Source organism: Micromonospora sp. NPDC002411 (genome assembly GCF_053592955.1).
The window spans coordinates 21,023-36,891 of the sequence record NZ_JBSFBM010000003.1 but is presented as its reverse complement, the minus strand read 5'-3'; the positions used below and the strand labels follow the sequence as shown (position 1 = coordinate 36,891).

14 protein-coding genes and 1 pseudogene are annotated in these 15,869 nt (G+C 70.6%); 11 read left to right on the top strand and 4 right to left on the bottom strand.

Features of this window, described 5'->3' with window-relative positions; all coding sequences use genetic code 11:
• Window positions 1-124 precede the first annotated feature (124 nt).
• A complete protein-coding gene (locus ACWCO3_RS00890) occupies window positions 125-1,876 on the top strand; it encodes an acetyl/propionyl/methylcrotonyl-CoA carboxylase subunit alpha (protein ID WP_450007793.1) in 1,752 nt (583 codons plus the stop codon).
• 108 nt (window positions 1,877-1,984) lie between these two features.
• Entirely contained in the window at window positions 1,985-3,424 is a 1,440-nt protein-coding gene (locus ACWCO3_RS00885; RefSeq protein ID WP_357930812.1) for a GuaB1 family IMP dehydrogenase-related protein, read from the top strand.
• A 102-nt stretch (window positions 3,425-3,526) separates the two neighbouring features.
• Here the strand turns inward: ACWCO3_RS00885 and ACWCO3_RS00880 are convergent, their stop codons facing one another.
• Entirely contained in the window at window positions 3,527-4,087 is a 561-nt protein-coding gene (locus tag ACWCO3_RS00880) for a TetR/AcrR family transcriptional regulator (RefSeq protein ID WP_450007790.1), read from the bottom strand.
• A gap of 82 nt (window positions 4,088-4,169) precedes the next feature.
• Here ACWCO3_RS00880 and ACWCO3_RS00875 point away from each other — a divergent pair, with 82 nt between their 5' ends.
• The 4 genes from ACWCO3_RS00875 (at window position 4,170) to ACWCO3_RS00860 (ending at window position 8,928) form a co-directional block, all read left to right on the top strand.
• Window positions 4,170-4,616, top strand: coding sequence for a DoxX family protein (locus ACWCO3_RS00875; protein WP_358161900.1), 447 nt, complete (start codon window positions 4,170-4,172; stop codon window positions 4,614-4,616).
• Window positions 4,617-4,640: 24 nt separating this feature from the next.
• The gene (locus ACWCO3_RS00870) at window positions 4,641-5,123 is read left to right on the top strand and encodes a MarR family winged helix-turn-helix transcriptional regulator (RefSeq protein ID WP_145786282.1); all 483 of its coding nucleotides are present in this window, start codon (window positions 4,641-4,643) and stop codon (window positions 5,121-5,123) included.
• A complete protein-coding gene (locus tag ACWCO3_RS00865) occupies window positions 5,117-6,850 on the top strand; it encodes an ABC transporter ATP-binding protein (protein WP_145786281.1) in 1,734 nt (577 codons plus the stop codon). Before ACWCO3_RS00870 ends, ACWCO3_RS00865 begins: the two co-directional genes overlap by 7 nt.
• A gap of 152 nt (window positions 6,851-7,002) precedes the next feature.
• Window positions 7,003-8,928 (top strand): ABC transporter ATP-binding protein, encoded by a 1,926-nt coding sequence (locus tag ACWCO3_RS00860; protein ID WP_244312084.1) that lies wholly within the window; start codon window positions 7,003-7,005, stop codon window positions 8,926-8,928.
• 33 nt (window positions 8,929-8,961) lie between these two features.
• Here ACWCO3_RS00860 and thrS read toward each other — a convergent pair whose 3' ends face one another.
• Window positions 8,962-10,179, bottom strand: coding sequence for a threonine--tRNA ligase (gene thrS / locus ACWCO3_RS00855; RefSeq protein WP_145786280.1), 1,218 nt, complete (start codon window positions 10,177-10,179; stop codon window positions 8,962-8,964).
• Window positions 10,180-10,703: 524 nt separating this feature from the next.
• Here thrS and ACWCO3_RS00850 point away from each other — a divergent pair.
• From ACWCO3_RS00850 to ACWCO3_RS00835, 4 genes and pseudogenes are all read left to right on the top strand, one after another.
• Complete coding sequence (locus ACWCO3_RS00850; protein WP_450007786.1) at window positions 10,704-11,324, top strand: DedA family protein; 621 nt, start codon at window positions 10,704-10,706, stop codon at window positions 11,322-11,324.
• Window positions 11,325-11,432: 108 nt separating this feature from the next.
• Window positions 11,433-11,738: pseudogene (locus ACWCO3_RS00845) on the top strand (type II toxin-antitoxin system RelE/ParE family toxin); the annotation flags it as partial.
• On the top strand, window positions 11,735-12,067 hold the full coding sequence (locus ACWCO3_RS00840) for a helix-turn-helix domain-containing protein (RefSeq protein ID WP_145786278.1): 333 nt from the start codon (window positions 11,735-11,737) through the stop codon (window positions 12,065-12,067). The pseudogene ACWCO3_RS00845 and the gene ACWCO3_RS00840, both read left to right, overlap by 4 nt.
• A 105-nt stretch (window positions 12,068-12,172) precedes the next feature.
• Window positions 12,173-12,829 carry a DUF998 domain-containing protein gene (locus ACWCO3_RS00835; RefSeq protein WP_450007783.1) on the top strand — a complete coding sequence of 219 codons (657 nt, stop codon included), beginning with the start codon at window positions 12,173-12,175 and terminating at the stop codon, window positions 12,827-12,829.
• A gap of 32 nt (window positions 12,830-12,861) precedes the next feature.
• Here ACWCO3_RS00835 and ACWCO3_RS00830 read toward each other — a convergent pair whose 3' ends face one another.
• Window positions 12,862-14,265, bottom strand: coding sequence for an NAD(P)H-quinone dehydrogenase (locus tag ACWCO3_RS00830; RefSeq protein WP_450007781.1), 1,404 nt, complete (start codon window positions 14,263-14,265; stop codon window positions 12,862-12,864).
• A 106-nt stretch (window positions 14,266-14,371) separates the two neighbouring features.
• On the opposite strand from ACWCO3_RS00830, the gene ACWCO3_RS00825 reads away from it, so the two are divergent.
• Window positions 14,372-14,827 (top strand): gamma-glutamylcyclotransferase, encoded by a 456-nt coding sequence (locus ACWCO3_RS00825; protein ID WP_088946172.1) that lies wholly within the window; start codon window positions 14,372-14,374, stop codon window positions 14,825-14,827.
• Window positions 14,828-14,902: 75 nt separating this feature from the next.
• On the opposite strand, the gene ACWCO3_RS00820 is transcribed toward ACWCO3_RS00825, so the two are convergent.
• The gene (locus ACWCO3_RS00820; RefSeq protein WP_145786275.1) at window positions 14,903-15,862 is read right to left on the bottom strand and encodes a GNAT family N-acetyltransferase; all 960 of its coding nucleotides are present in this window, start codon (window positions 15,860-15,862) and stop codon (window positions 14,903-14,905) included.
• Between the last annotated feature and the right edge of the window lie 7 nt (window positions 15,863-15,869).

Below are 15,869 nucleotides of genomic sequence, written 5' to 3'. Positions count from 1 at the left end.
GTAATAGCCAAGTTTGACTAAGTGGGGGTGGCGCAGTGCCGCATCCCACACTGAGCGATCGTTAGGGCCGCCAGGGTGGCCGATACACTCCCCGTCAGTAACCTGCCCGGGAGGAGCCACGAAGGTGCGCAAGGTACTCATCGCCAATCGCGGCGAGATCGCCGTCCGGGTGATCCGTGCGTGCCGCGACGCCGGCCTCGACAGCGTCGCCGTCTACGCGGATTCCGACCGCGACGCCCTGCACGCCACCCTCGCGGACGAGGCGTACGCGCTCGGCGGCGACAGCGCGACCGAGACGTACCTGCGCATCGACAAGCTGCTCGACGTCGCCGCCCGGGCCGGCGCCGACGCCGTACACCCGGGTTATGGCTTTCTTTCCGAGAACGCCGACTTCGCCCAGGCGGTCATCGACGCCGGGCTGACCTGGATCGGCCCCACCCCGCAGGCAATCCGCGACCTTGGCGACAAGGTCACCGCCCGGCACATCGCCCAGCGGGCTGGCGCACCGCTCGTCCCTGGCACCCCGGACCCGGTGGCCAGCCCGGACGAGGTGATGGCCTTCGCCGTCGATTACGGCCTGCCGGTGGCCATCAAAGCGGCCTTCGGTGGCGGCGGTCGCGGCCTCAAGGTCGCCCGCACCATGGAGGAGATTCCCCAGCTCTTCGAGTCGGCCACCCGGGAGGCGGTCGCGGCGTTCGGCCGGGGCGAGTGCTTCGTCGAGCGCTACCTGGACCAGCCCCGGCACGTCGAGGCCCAGGTCCTCGCCGACCAGCACGGCAACGTGATCGTGGTCGGCACCCGGGACTGCTCGTTGCAACGTCGGCACCAGAAGCTCGTCGAGGAGGCCCCCGCGCCGTTCCTCACCGACGCCCAGCGGGCGCAGATCCACGACAGCGCCAAGGCGATCTGCCGCGAGGCCGGCTACCACGGCGCCGGCACCGTGGAATACCTGGTCGGCGTGGACGGCACGATCTCCTTCCTGGAGGTGAACACCCGACTCCAGGTCGAGCACCCGGTCACCGAGGAGACCGCCGGCATCGACCTGGTCCGCGAGCAGTTCCGGATCGCCGACGGCGAGAAGCTGCGCATCACCGAGGACCCGACGCCGCGCGGGCACTCCATCGAGTTCCGGATCAACGGCGAGGACCCGGGCCGCAACTTCCTGCCCGCCCCGGGCACTGTCACCGCACTGCGGCTGCCCACCGGCCCGGGCGTGCGGGTCGACACCGGCATCTCGGCCGGCGACGTGATCGGCGGCAACTTCGACTCGCTGCTCGCCAAAGTGATCATCACCGGTGAGACGCGGACCGAGGCCCTGGAACGCGCCCGTCGCGCGCTGGACGAGATGGTCCTCGACGGCATGGCCACCGCTCTGCCGTTCCACCGGCTGGTGGTGCGCGACGAGGCGTTCACCGCCGAGCCGTTCAGCGTGCACACCCGGTGGATCGAGACCGAGTTCCACAACACGGTGCCGCCCTTCACCGCCGCCGCCGGCGCCGCCGAAGCGCAGGCCGAGCGCGACACCGTCGTGGTCGAGGTCGGCGGCAAGCGCCTCGAGGTCAGCCTCCCCGCCGGCTTCGGCGGGAGTACGACCACCGCGGCACCCGCCTCCCGTAAGCCGACTCGGCGCGGTGGCGGTGCGAAGGCCGGCGCCCCGGTCGGTGGAGACGCGCTCACCTCGCCGATGCAGGGCACCATCGTCAAGATCGCGGTCGCCGACGGCGACACGGTGGCCGAGGGCGACCTGGTGGTGGTGCTGGAGGCGATGAAGATGGAACAGCCGTTGCACGCCCACAAGGCGGGCACTGTCAGCGGGCTCGCCGCCGAGGTCGGTGCCGTGATCACCGCCGGCGCCCCGATCTGCACCATCGCCTGACGGTCGGAGGGCCTTCCCGTCCGCTTTGTCGGACGCAGCGCCGTAGGGCGAGGGTGGTTTGCGGCACCGACGTGGGCGATGGCGGCCGGGGGCGGGAATGATGGCCGGGTGCGGTTCCTACACGGCGCGGTTCCCGCGCACGACCTGACCTATACCGACGTCTTCATGGCGCCGGCCCGCTCCGACCTGGGTTCCCGGCTCGACGTCGACCTCTCCACCAGCGACGGCACCGGCACCACCATCCCGCTGGTGGTGTCGAACATGACAGCTGTCGCCGGCCGGCGGATGGCGGAGACGGTGGCCCGCCGGGGCGCGATCACGGTGATCCCGCAGGACATCCCGATCGAGGTGGTGGCGAACGTCGTCGCCTGGGTCAAGCAGCGGCACCTGGTTTACGACACGCCGATCACCCTGGGGCCGACCGAGACCGTCGGCGATGCCATCCACCTGCTGCCCAAGCGCTCGCACGGTGCGGTGATCGTGGTCGACGACGACGGCCGGCCGATGGGCGTGGTCACCGAGGCGGACACCACTGGCGTGGACCGGTTCGCCCAGCTGCGTCACGTGATGTCGACCGAGCTGCACACCGTCCCGGCGGACGCGGACCCGCGTACCGGGTTCGAGAGGCTCTCGGCGGGGCGTCGCCGGCTCGCCCCCGTGGTGGACGCCGACGGTCGACTGGTCGGGGTGCTGACCCGCCAGGGCGCGCTGCGGGCAACCCTCTACACACCGGCGGTGGACGACCGGGGCCGACTGCGCATCGCGGCGGCGGTCGGGATCAACGGTGACGTGACCGGCAAGGCCAGGGCACTGCTGGAGGCGGGGGTGGACACCCTGGTCGTGGACACCGCGCACGGCCACCAGGCGCGGATGATCTCCGCCCTCCAGGCGGTCCGCAAGCTGGACCCGGGAGTGCCGGTGGCGGCCGGCAACGTGGTCACCGCCGAGGGGGTACGCGACCTGGTCGAGGCCGGGGCCGACATCATCAAGGTCGGCGTCGGACCGGGCGCGATGTGCACCACCCGGATGATGACCGGCGTGGGCCGACCGCAGTTCTCCGCCGTCCTCGACTGCGCGGCGGCCGCCCGCGAACTGGGCCGGCATGTCTGGGCCGACGGCGGGGTGCGGCACCCACGGGACGTGGCGCTCGCGCTCGCCGCCGGAGCGTCCAACGTGATGATCGGCTCCTGGTTCGCCGGCACCTACGAGTCCCCCGGTGACCTCTACACCGACGCGGACGGCCGGCGGTACAAGGAGAGCTTCGGGATGGCGTCGGCTCGGGCGGTCAGCGCCCGTACCGCCGACGACAGCCCGTACGACCGGGCCCGCAAGGCGGTGTTCGAGGAGGGCATCTCCTCGGCCCGGATGTACCTGGACCCGGCCCGCCCCGGTGTGGAGGACCTGATCGACGAGATCATCGCCGGGGTGCGCAGCGCCTTCACCTACGCCGGCGCACGGGATCTGACCCAGTTCCACGACCGCGCCCTGGTAGGCGTCCAAAGCGCCGCCGGCTTCACCGAAGGAATGCCCCTCCCCACAAGCTGGTAGCCCCCACCACCCACCCCCGTTGATCATGAAGTTATTGCCTCTCGCATCGGCGTGTCGTGGCAATAACTTCATGGTCAACAGGGGAAGGGGTGTGGTTCGCCCTTAGGTTGTCAGGCGGCTCAGGACTTCTCGGGCCGCCTGACGGGGGTTGTTGCCGACCCGGTCGGGCAGCGCTCCGGCCAGCCAGAGGGTGGCGAAGCCATGGGCGATCGACCAGGCGGAGAGCGCGTCCCGGTCGGTGTCGGCGGGCGCGCCACCGCGGGGTAGGGCGGCCACCCCCGAGCGGAGTGCGGCACCCGCGCGCTCTCGGGCGGCGGTCAGCTCGGCGTCGTCCGCCCGGTGCAGCTCGGGCCGGAACATCACCTCGAAGTACGCGCGGTGCCGGACGGCGAAGTCCACGTACGCGACGCCGGCCTCGAGCAGGTCGTCGCCGGCCTGAACCAACGCCTGAGCCAACAGGTCGAAGCCCTGAGCGGCGAGCGCGGTGAGCAGGCCCGCCTTGTCTCCGAAGTGGTGCGCGGGCGCGGCGTGCGAGACGCCGGCACGACGAGCGAGGTCGCGCAGGCTCAACGCGGTGGGCCCGACCTCCTCGATGGCCTCCAGCGCGGCGGCGAGCAGTGCGCGGCGAAGATCCCCGTGATGGTACGCACGCGATTCGGTCACGCCAGGATCGTATCTTGTCATTGACAAGATGCCACCTCGACTCGCAGTCTTGTCACTGACAAGTTTTCCGAGGAGGATTTCGATGGCACCCCTGATCGCCCTGCTCGTCGGCAGCGCCCTGGCCCGCCTCGCCGGCCTGGCCGGCATCTCCGCGCTGGACGGATGGCACCCGGCTCTGCGCGTCGGGCTGGCCCTGATGTTCACGCTGACCACCGTCGCGCACTTCGTCGGCCGGCGCCGCGCCGACCTGATCGCGATGGTCCCGCCCCGACTGCCCCGACCGGACCTGCTGGTCACCGCCACCGGAGTGCTGGAACTGATCGGCGCGATTGGCCTGCTGGTGCCGGCGACCGCCCGGATCGCGGCGGCCGGACTCGCCCTGCTGATGCTCGCGATGTTCCCGGCCAACGTCTCGGCCGCACGCCGAAGGCTGACCCTCGCCGGGCGCCCGGTCACCCCGCTCGCGCAGCGCACCGCGCTGCAACTGGTCTTCGTCGCGGCGGCGGTCGCTATTTCGTTTGGCCCCTGACTATCAGGGAGCTAACCTACTGTCGTGGAACTCGTGACCCTCCAGGACGTGCCTCTCGGACGACTGCTGGTGGTGGCCGGGCACCTGGTCGGGCAGCGGTGGAACCGCTACCTCGCCGAGGAGCACGGCCTCACCCAGGCCGGCATGATCACCCTGATGACGCTCGCCCGACACGGCGAACTGCCCCACCGGCAGGTCGCCGAGAAGGGCTTCGTCCGTCCGGCGACCCTCACCGGCATCGTGGACACACTCGAGCGCGACGGTCTGGTCGAGCGGCAGCGCGACGACAGCGACCGACGCAGCATCCGACTCGCCCTCACGCCCGCAGGCCGGGAGCGGGCCGCTGCGCTCAGCGCGTTGATGCACTCCGGACGCCCGCTCACCTCGGTCGACGCCGACCCGGAGAAGGCCACTGTGATCCGCGAGTTCCTGCTGGAGGTCATCGGCAGCGGGGACGACCCGCGGATGACCGGACGCCTCACCGAACCGAAGGATCCGGCGTGCTGATCCGACTGCTGCGCAACCAACTGCGCACCTACCAACGACCACTGCTGGCGGTGGTGCTGCTCCAGTTCGTGGGCACCATGGCCTCGCTCTACCTGCCAAGCCTCAACGCGGACATCATCGACCAGGGCGTCGCCCTGGGCGACACCGACTACATCGTCCGCACCGGCGGCTGGATGTTGCTGGTCAGCCTGGTCCAGATCGTCTGTTCGATCGCCGCCGTCTATCTCGGCGCACGCGTGGCGATGGGCTTCGGCCGGGACGTCCGCGCCGAGCTGTTCGGGCACGTCAACCGGTTCTCCGCCCGTGAGGTGGCCCGGTTCGGCGCGCCGTCGCTGATCACCCGCAACACCAACGACGTCCAGCAGGTGCAGATGCTCGTGCTGATGAGCTGCACGATGCTGGTCGCCGCACCCATCATGAGCGTCGGTGGCGTCTTCATGGCGCTGCGCGAGGACATCGGCCTGTCCTGGTTGATGCTGGTCAGCGTGCCCGTGCTGGCCATCGCACTCGGCGCGATCATCCGCCGGATGGTGCCGGGCTTCCGGCTGATGCAGACCCGCATCGACACTGTCAACCGGGTGCTGCGTGAGCAGATCACCGGCATCCGGGTGGTCCGTGCCTTCGTCCGCGAGCCGTACGAGACGGACCGCTTCGCCGTCGCCAACGCCGACCTGACCGCCACCGCGCTGCGTACCGGCCGGTTGCTGGCGCTGATCTTCCCGGTGGTCATGCTGGTGCTGAACGTCTCCAGCGTGGCGGTGCTCTGGTTCGGCGCGCAGCGGGTGGACGCCAACGCGATCGAGATCGGCGCGCTGACGGCCTTCCTGGCGTACCTGATGCAGATCCTGATGGCGGTCATGATGGCCACCTTCATGCTGATGATGGTGCCCCGGGCGGCGGTCTGCGCCGAACGCATCGTCGAGGTGCTGGACACCGACTCCTCGGTGGTACCCGCCGCCGCGCCGGTCACCGACCCGCCCACCCGGGCGGAGCTGGAGCTGCGCGGGGTGCGCTTCCAGTACCCGGGAGCGGTCGAGCCAGTGCTGCGCGACATCTCCTTCCGGGCCACCCCGGGCACCACCACGGCGATCATCGGCAGCACCGGCGCCGGCAAGACGACACTGCTGTCACTGATCCCCCGCCTGGTCGACGTCACCGCGGGCGCGGTGCTCGTCGACGGTGTGGACGTGCGGGAGCTGGCACCCGACGAACTGTGGCGACGCATCGGCCTGGTGCCGCAGCGGCCGTACCTGTTCACCGGGACGATCGCGAGCAACCTGCGCTACGGCAACCCGGACGCCACCGACGAGGACCTGTGGGCGGCACTGGAGATGGCCCAGGCACGGGACTTCGTGGCGCAGATGCCCGGCGGGCTGGACGCCCCGATCGCGCAGGGCGGCACCACCGTCTCCGGCGGGCAGCGGCAACGCCTCGCCATCGCCCGCGCCCTGGTCCGGCAACCGGAGATCTACCTGTTCGACGACTCGTTCTCTGCGCTCGACCTCGGCACCGACGCACGGCTGAGGGCGGCGTTGCGGCCGATCACCGCGCAGTCCGCTGTAGTGATCGTGGCCCAACGGGTCTCCACGATCGTCGACGCCGACCAGATCATCGTGCTCGAGAACGGAGGGGTCGTCGGAGTGGGACGACACGCGGAGTTGTTGGAGACCTGCCCGACGTACGCCGAGATCGTCGCCTCGCAGCAGACGGCGGAGGTGGCGGCATGAGCGAGCACGACGAGCCGCGCACCGCGGCCGTACCCAGTCAGAAGCCGGCCGGCGACGGGCGGACACCGGGCGACGCCGCGCAGCAACCCGGCGGCGACGCGCCGACGCCGAAGCGGCTGCCGCCAGGTCGCCCGGGTGGTGGCCCGGGGTGGATGAGCGCCGGAATGCCCGCCGAGAAGTCGATGAACTTCGGGCCGTCGGCCCGGCGGTTGCTCGGCCGGCTGCGCCCGCACCGGCTGCACCTGGCGGCGATCATCACTCTCGCCGTGGTGAGTGTCGGGTTCAGCGTGGCCGGGCCGAAGATCCTCGGCCACGCCACCGACATCATCTTCAGCGGCGTGATCGGTCGGCGACTGGAGGCGGGCACCACCGCCGAGCAGGCGATCGCCGCAGCCCGGGCCAGCGGCAACGAGAGCTTCGCCGACATGCTGGCCCGGATGGACGTGGTGCCCGGGATGGGCATCGACTTCGACGCCCTGAGCCGGGTGCTGCTGTTGGCGCTCGGGCTCTACCTGGCGGCGAGCCTGCTGTCGTGGTGGCAGGGTTGGCTGCTCAACGGGGTGGTCCAGCGCACCGTGCTGCGGCTGCGCGCCGAGGTGGAGGAGAAGCTCAACCGGCTGCCGTTGCCCTACTTCGACAGGCAACCCCGGGGCGAGCTGCTCAGCCGCGTCACCAACGATATCGACAACATCTCCACCAGCCTCCAGCAGACCCTCAGTCAGCTCCTCACCTCCCTGCTGACAGTGGTCGGCGTGCTCGGCGTGATGTTCTGGATCTCGCCGCTGCTGGCCCTGGTGGCGCTGGTCGCGGTGCCCCTGTCGGTGCTGGTAACCCAACGCATCGCGAAGCGCTCGCAGAAGCAGTTCGTCGCACAGTGGACGCACACCGGCGAGTTGAACGGTCAGATCGAGGAGGCGTACACCGGCCACGAGCTGGTGAAGGTCTTCGGTCGGCAGCGCGAGGTGGAGGCCGCGTTCCACGCGAAGAACGAGGAGTTGTTCCGGGCCAGCTTCGGCGCGCAGTTCATTTCCGGGATCATCATGCCGTCGATGATGTTCATCGGAAACCTGAGCTACGTCGCGATCGCCGTGGTCGGTGGCCTGCGGGTCGCCTCCGGCACGATGAGCCTCGGTGACGTGCAGGCGTTCATCCAGTACTCCCGCCAGTTCACCCAGCCGCTCACCCAACTCGCGTCGATGGCCAACCTGCTCCAGTCCGGGGTGGCGTCCGCCGAGCGGGTCTTCGCGGTGCTCGACGCCGACGAGCAGACCCCCGACCCGGTCGAGCCGGCCCGGGTCACCGACCCGCACGGCCGGGTCGAGTTCGATCACGTCTCGTTCTCCTACGAGCCGGACAAGCCGTTGATCGACGACCTGTCGCTGGTCGCCGAGCCGGGGCACACGGTGGCGATCGTCGGCCCGACCGGCGCCGGGAAGACCACACTGGTCAACCTGGTCATGCGGTTCTACGAGCTGGACGCCGGCCGGATCACCCTCGACGGGCTGGACATCACCACGATGCGCCGCGACGACCTGCGCGGACGGATCGGCATGGTGCTCCAGGACACCTGGCTCTTCGGCGGCACCATCCGCGACAACATCGCCTACGGGCGGCCCGACGCGACCGAGGAGGAGATCGTCGCGGCGGCGCGGGCCACCTTCGTGGACCGGTTCGTGCGCAGCCTGCCCGACGGCTACGACACGGTCATCGACGAGGAGGGCAGCAACGTCAGCGCCGGCGAGAAGCAGCTCATCACCATCGCCCGGGCGTTCCTCGCCGAACCGTCGCTGCTCATCCTCGACGAGGCCACCAGCTCGGTGGACACCCGCACCGAGGTGCTGCTCCAACGGGCGATGGCCGCGCTGCGCTCCGACCGGACCAGCTTCGTCATCGCGCACCGGCTCTCCACCATCCGCGACGCCGACCTGATCCTGATGATGGAGGACGGCCGGATCGTCGAGCAGGGCACCCACGAGCAGCTGCTCGCCGCCCACGGCGCGTACCACCGGCTCTACCGTTCCCAGTTCACCGGCGCGGTGGTCGACGAGGAACCCGCCGCCCAACCGGCGTCGGTGTAGAGCATGCGTCCTGGTCCTGATTCGGCGGGCAGCTCACTCTCGCGGCAACAGGTCGGTCGCGCGGGCGGCGACCTGCCCGCCGATCAGGGCGAGCGCGTCGGCGGCCGGCATCGGGTCCAGGGCCCGGCCACCACGCAGGCGCAGCGCGAGGCGTCCGTCGGCTGCCTCCCGGGCGCCCAACACCCCGAGGTACGGGACGCGGCGGCGGGCCGCGTCCCGGATCCGGGCGCCCAGCGACCCGGCGACGTCGACAGCGACCCGCAGGCCGACGTCGACGGCCTGCCGGGCCAGGTCCGCCGCCGCGTCGACCTGCCCGGCGTCGACCGGCAGCAGGACCAGTTGGACGGGCGCATACCAGGCCGGGAAGGCACCCTCGTGTACCTCGATCAGGTACGCGAACAACCGCTCCATGCTGCCGACCAGACTCCGGTGCACCATGACCGGTCGACGCCGGCTGCCGTCGGAATCGGTGTACGACAGGTCGAACCGCTCGGGTTTGTCGAAGTCGAGTTGGATGGTGGAGATGGTCGACTCCCGACCGGCCGCGTCGACGATCTGAATGTCGATCTTCGGCCCGTAGAACGCTGCCTCACCGGGCGCCTCGACGTACTCCATCCCGGCCAGCGCGGCGCGGAGCAGGTCCTCCGCACGGGCCCACTGCGCGTCGTCACCGACGTACTTCTCGCCCGGCCCGCGCAGCGACAGCCGGAACCCGGCCGGGCGTACGCCCAGCGCGGCGTGCGCCTCCCGGATCAGTCCGAGGATCGCGGCGACCTCCGCACCGACCTGCTCCGGCGCGCAGAAGGTGTGCGCGTCGTTCAGGGAGATGGCGCGTACCCGGGACAGCCCACCGAGCACCCCGGAACGCTCCGAGCGGTACATCCCGCCCAGCTCCGCGACCCGCAGCGGCAACTCCCGGTAGGAGCGTCCACGGGCCCGGAACACCAGCGCGTGATGGGGGCAGAGCGCCGGCCGGAGCACGAACTCGTCGTCGGCGCTCAGCCGCATCGGCGGGAACATGTCGTCGGCGAAGTAGCCGAGATGGCCGGAGAGTTCGAAGAGTTCGCGTTTGCCCAGCGGCGGCGAGTAGACGTGCTGGTGGCCGGAACGACGCTCCAACTCTCGGACGTACTCCTCGACGGCGTGCCGGGCGGCGGCGCCGGCGGGCAGCCAGATCGGCAGACCGGCGCCGGCCAGCGGATCGGAGACGAAGAGGTCCAGCTCACGGCCGAGCCTGCGGTGGTCGATCATGTCGGGCTCCTGGATCGGGTACGACCCGGAGGCGACCTGGACACCGAACGCCGCGCGGCCCTCGGGGGCGGATCGCCCCGGGGCCTGGTCGACGGTGGTTACGTCAGAGCGGCGCGCCGGGGACACCCGGCGTCGTGGTCACCACTACCGCACTGCGCATACGACGACGCTATCCGTCGAACGATCGAGGACGCACCTGGATTACGGCGGTCGGGACGCGGACGGGGGCGGGCCGCCGGCGCGGGACCCGCCGGCGGCCCTGGCGGCCCGAATTCGTCAGGAACGGGGGACCCGACGGGCGTGGCCGCGCGGACAACGGTACGCCGACGATCGCCGATCCGCCGACCGCTCCGGCAGGGGTGGGACAGCCACCGAACCCGTCACCCGGAACCGGTTCGCCTCGTTGAACCCCGGGTGGCCTGGCCGTGTCGACCGTCACGACGGGCCGGGGTTGTCCACGGTGACGCCGGACACGCCGTCAGGCTCAAGACACCCAATTGGCCGCATCCGGCGAGGTGGCAGGCGTGCCCGAACTACTGACTGACGTCGCTTCGCCGACGTGGGCGTACCTGGTGCTGGTCGCCCTGCTGATCGCGGACGCCTTCGTCCCGGTGATCCCCACTCAGATCGTCATGATCACCAGTGGCGCGCTCACCGTCTACGGCGGGCTCAGCCTGCCGGTCACCATCGCCGTCGGCGCGCTCGGCGTTTTTGTCGGCGACCTGGCCTGCTACCTGCTCGGACGGAGCGCGCCGGATCGGCGGCCACCCCGGCACGCCGAGCTGAGCCGGGCCCGGCGGGTCGCCAGCCGGGTCACCCAGGGGCTCCGGCAACCCGGACCGATGGTCATCCTGCTCTGCCGGTTCGTGCCCGGTGGGCGCATGGCGGCCTGCTTCTCGGCCGGCCGCAGCCGCTACCCGTACCGGCTGTTCATGCTGTACGAGGCGGTCGCCGCCCTGGGTTGGGCCACCTACGGCGCGCTGGTCGGGCATCTCGGCGGCACCGCCCTCACCGAGTCGGCGTGGCGCCTGGCCGTCATCGCCACCGCCGCGGCGGTCGGCTTCGCCGCAGCCGGATGGGCGATGACCCTGGTCAGCGCCCGCCACGCCCGCGCCGCCGCCGGCGCGAACATCCCGATCGACTGAGTGTCGCCCAGCGTTCTGGGTATAAGCTGCACTTATATTGGCGGGATGTGGGACGTCAAGCTTCACCCCGAGGTTGAGGAGTAGTTTCTCAACCTCAGCAGGACTGATCCCGCCAGCGCCGACCTCGTCAGCGAGGCCATTGACCTCCTCGCCGAACACGGGCCGGCGCTCGGGCGTCCTCTGGTCGACCGGCTCAAGGGCAGTCTTTTCCACCACATGAAGGAGCTGCGACCTGGATCCGCTGGTGCCACGGAGATCCGCATGATCTTCGCCTTCGATCCACTTCGAGAAGCTGTCTTCTTGGTCGCTGGCGACAAGTCGGGTCAGTGGCAGAGTTGGTACCAGAAGGCCGTCCCGTTGGCGGATGACCGGTTTCAGGAGCACCTCTCCAGCCTGAAGGAAACAGAGAAATGACCGGTGGAGTTGACTGGCGCGACGTCAAGGCGAAGGCCAGGGAGATCGATCCGTCCTGGGAACATCCGGACCGGGTGACTCGACGCGCCCAGCAGCGTGAGCAGATGCTGGCATCGGTGAGTGGCGCACAGCTAGCGGAGATCCGTAAGCAGTTGGGCATGACGCAGGTCCAACTCGCCGAGGCCGCAGGGTTGACCCAGGCCAGGATCAGCCAGATCGAGAACGGTGAGCACACCAGCCTGGAGACACTTCGGGCTTATGTCACCGGACTGGGGGGCCACCTCGACGTCGTCGCCCGCATCGGCAACATCCACCTGAACGTGGCGTGACCGAGCAGAGGCGTAGCTCGTCCGACTGACTAGGGGTGTTCCCGGGGTCCGAATTCGGTGGGCGTCCCGGATTCGGCTCGGGTGCCTCCGGCGACAGGCTGAGGCATGCCTGGAACCCGGAACACCGGCGTGCTGGCCCTCGGTGGGATCGCCGTGGCGGCGCTGCTCACTGTGATCGGCCACCTGGAAGTCAACGACGACCTCAGCCCGTGGGCGCTGACCATCAGCGACTTCGCGGTCTCCGACCGGGGCGGGGTCATCGACGTCGCCATGGTGGTGCTCGCGCTCGCCACGGTGGCACTGCTGTACGGACTGCGCCGCACCGGCCCACCGCAGCCCGGTCGCGCGGTCGAGCTGCTGCTTGGCGCGTGGGTTTCCGGGCTGCTGCTGGCCGCGCTGGTGCCGACGAACGAGCCGGGCACCGCCATGACCACCGCGGCGTACGTGCACCGGTACGCCTCGGTGGTCGCCTTCCTGGCCCTGCCTGCGGCTGGTTGGCTGCTCGCCCGTCGACCCGACCTGGCCCCCGCCGCCCGGACGCTACGCGCCCTCGTCGTGCTGAGCGTGGCCCTGGCGGTGGCGATGATCTGGTCCGCCTACCCCGGTGACCGTCTGCTGATCGGCTTGGCCGAACGCCTCCTCATCCTCACCGAGGTGGCGGTGCTGGCAACCGTCGCCCTGATCCAGACCCGGGCCGCCGACCGGCCCAGCGGCGTCGATCATGGAGCTGTGGTGCCCCGCAAAAGGGGTGCAACGGCTTGAACCGCCCACCACAAGTCCATGATCGACAACAATTACTCCAGCTCGTGGAGCATGAGCTGGCGGGCCGCCTCGGTGATCGAGCCGGACAGACTCGGGTAGATGGTGATGGTCTGGGCCAACTCGTTGACCGTCAGGTTGTTCTCCACCGCCATGGTGATCGGCAGGATCAGCTCGCTGGCCTTCGGGGCGACCACCACACCGCCGATCACCTGACCGCTGGCCGGCCGGCAGAAGAGCTTAACGAAGCCGTCCGCGAGGTCGTCCATCTTCGCCCGGGCGTTGCCGGACAGCGGCAGCATCACCTGCCGGGCCGGCACCTTGCCCGCGTCCACCTCGTCCTGCGAGACACCCACGGTGGCCAGCTCCGGATCGGTGAAGACGTTCGCCGCGACGGTACGCAGACGCAGCGGACGAACCGCCTCGCCGAGGGCGTGCCACATGGCGATCCGGCCCTGCATGGCGGCGACACTGGCCAGCAGCAGCACCCCCGTGCAGTCACCGGCGGCGTAGATGCCGGGCACGTTGGTCCGGGACGCCCGGTCGACTGTCACGTAGCCGCCCCGGCCCAGCTCCACCCCGTACTCGACCAGACCCAGGTCGGCGGTGTTCGGGATCGAGCCGACGGTGATCAACGCGTGGGAGCCGGTCACCTTCCGGCCGTCGGAGAGCTCCACCTCGACGCCGTCGGCGGTACGCCGGACCGCGTCGGCCCGGGAGTTGTTGAGGATCTCCATGCCCCGGTTGCGGAACACCCGCTCGATGGCGGACGCGGCGTCGGCATCCTCGTGCGGCATCACCCGGTCCCGGCTGGAGACCAGGGTGACCCTGACCCCCATCGCCAGGTACGCGCTGGCGAACTCCGCGCCGGTCACACCCGAGCCGACCACGATCAGGTGCTCGGGCAGCTCGGGCAGGTCGTACACCTGGCGCCAGGTCAGGATGCGCTCACCGTCCGGTACGGCGGTGGGCAACTGGCGGGGTGTCGAACCGGTCGCGACCAGCACGGTCGAGGCGTCGATGGAGTATTCCCCGCCGCCGTCGGCGGGAGTGACGACGACCCGGTGGGTGTGCCCGAGGGAGTCCTCACCGAGCCGGGCGGTGCCGGCCACGAAGGTGACACCCGCCTTCAGCAGCTTGGCGTGGATGTCCGCGGACTGCGCCAGGGCCAACCGCTTGACCCGCTCGTGCACCGCCCGCGCGTCGACGGTGACCGCCTCCAGGCCGTCCGAGTGCACCCCGAACTCCTCGGTGTCCCGGTAGCCCGTGACCACCCCCGAGCTGGCGATGAAGGTCTTCGACGGTACGCAGTCGGAGAGCACGCAGGCCCCGCCGGCACCGTCCGCCTCCACCACCGTGACATCGGCATCCAGTTGGGCGGCCACCAGGGCCGCCTCGTACCCGGCCGGCCCCCCGCCGATGATCACGATCCGGCTCACAGCGTTCGCCCTTCGTCCATGCTCACAGTGACTTTCTTCTCCTGGGCGCATTCGACACGCACAGTCGTATTCTCCCCCACCCGTCCGTCGGGCTATCGTCATCGCCGTGCGTCATCACGCCGCCTACGGCTCAAATCTCGACCCCGCCCGGATGCGCGCCTACTGTCCGCATTCCCCGATGGTGGGCACCGGCTGGCTGGAAGGCTGGCGGCTGACCTTCGCCGGCGCGGACGTGATCGGCTGGGAGGGTGCGGTCAGCACCCTGGTCGAGTCTCCCGGTGACCGGGTCTTCGTGGCGCTCTACGACATCCACCCGTACGACGCCGGCCAGCTCGACGAGCTCGAGGGGGTGACCGCCGGCACGTACCGCAAGCTGCACGTCCGGGTCTCCACGCTCGACGGCGACGTGACGGCATGGATCTACGTCTTCAACGGGTACGAGGGCGGCCTGCCGACGTCGTGGTACCTGTCCGAGATCGCGAACGCCGCCGAGAAGGCGGGCGCCCCGGACGACTACGTCACCGAGTTGCGGTCCCGCCCCACCGGCACCGCGTCGGCGTAGCAGCGCGTATCGCACGCCCCCAGTCTGCTACCGCTGTCGACCGGATCGCCGGTCGGGCCCGACCGGGGTCGTCAATCACACACCGGCGGCCGGTACGGAACGCTCGTACATGTCGGTCCACAGGATCTCCCGCAGGCCCACCGACTCGTACAGCGACAGCGGCGCGGTCGGGTTGCTGAGGTCGACGCCGAGACCCGCCGACTGCCGGCCCTTCTCGGCGTAGCGGGCGAAGGCGCGGCGCAGCAGCGCCGCACCCATACCCCTCCGGCGGTACGCGGACCGCACCGACAAACTCTTCACCCAGCCCTGCTGCTGGTCGAGCGCCTGGTCCGAGGACTGCAACACGCCGGCCGGCACCCCGTCCACCTCGGCGACGAACCACTCGTCCCAGGCGGTCAGGTCGCCGATCCGAGCCCGCCACCGGTCGTACGACACCGATTCGTGGTCCGGGGTGTCGGCGAAGGCGGCGTCGTAGATCCGGTGAAACTCCCGCAGGTCGGCCTCGTCGTCGGGGCGTACCTGTCGCACTGTCACGCCGGGCGGCGGCGCGGGCTCGTCCGGCAGGTCGGCCAGCGAGCGGCTCATCCGGACGTACCGCTTGGCGAGGGTGAACCCGGCCTCGGTCAGGTCCCGCTCCCAGGCGCGTTCCGGCGCGAAGACCGCGCAGCGGACGGTGAGCGCCGGCAGCCCTCGCTCGGCGGCACGCTCGGCGACCCGGTCCAGTTGTCGGGCCAGCAGCGGCGCCCGGACGGTGGCAGCGCGCGCCGGGTCGACGTAGACCTCCACGAACTCCCGGCCGACGCCGGTCGGGTTGTCGACCGTCGCCCAGCCGACCACGGCGCCGTCCGGGTCGACAGCCAGCCAGGAGTCCCGGGTCGGGTCGAAGTGGGGGGCGGTCAGCGACGCCGCGACGTCCTCCGCGTCGAAGTCGGGATGGCCGATGGCGAAGGTGTCGGCAGCGTGCACCACGGCGAGGATCGCGGGCACGTCGGCGAGGGTGGGCCTGCGCGTTGTCCAACCAGCGGGAAGGGTCACGGCAGAG

What these genes read in the sequence shown, in the direction of transcription:
- thrS (WP_145786280.1), bottom strand. Translation starts at nt 10,179, where the DNA reads ATGATCGACCACCGCAGGCTCGGCCGTGAGCTGGACCTCTTCGTCTCC.
- ACWCO3_RS00835 (WP_450007783.1), top strand. Translation starts at nt 12,173, where the DNA reads ATGCCTGGAACCCGGAACACCGGCGTGCTGGCCCTCGGTGGGATCGCC.
- ACWCO3_RS00875 (WP_358161900.1), top strand. Translation starts at nt 4,170, where the DNA reads ATGGCACCCCTGATCGCCCTGCTCGTCGGCAGCGCCCTGGCCCGCCTC.
- ACWCO3_RS00840 (WP_145786278.1), top strand. Translation starts at nt 11,735, where the DNA reads ATGACCGGTGGAGTTGACTGGCGCGACGTCAAGGCGAAGGCCAGGGAG.
- ACWCO3_RS00860 (WP_244312084.1), top strand. Translation starts at nt 7,003, where the DNA reads ATGAGCGCCGGAATGCCCGCCGAGAAGTCGATGAACTTCGGGCCGTCG.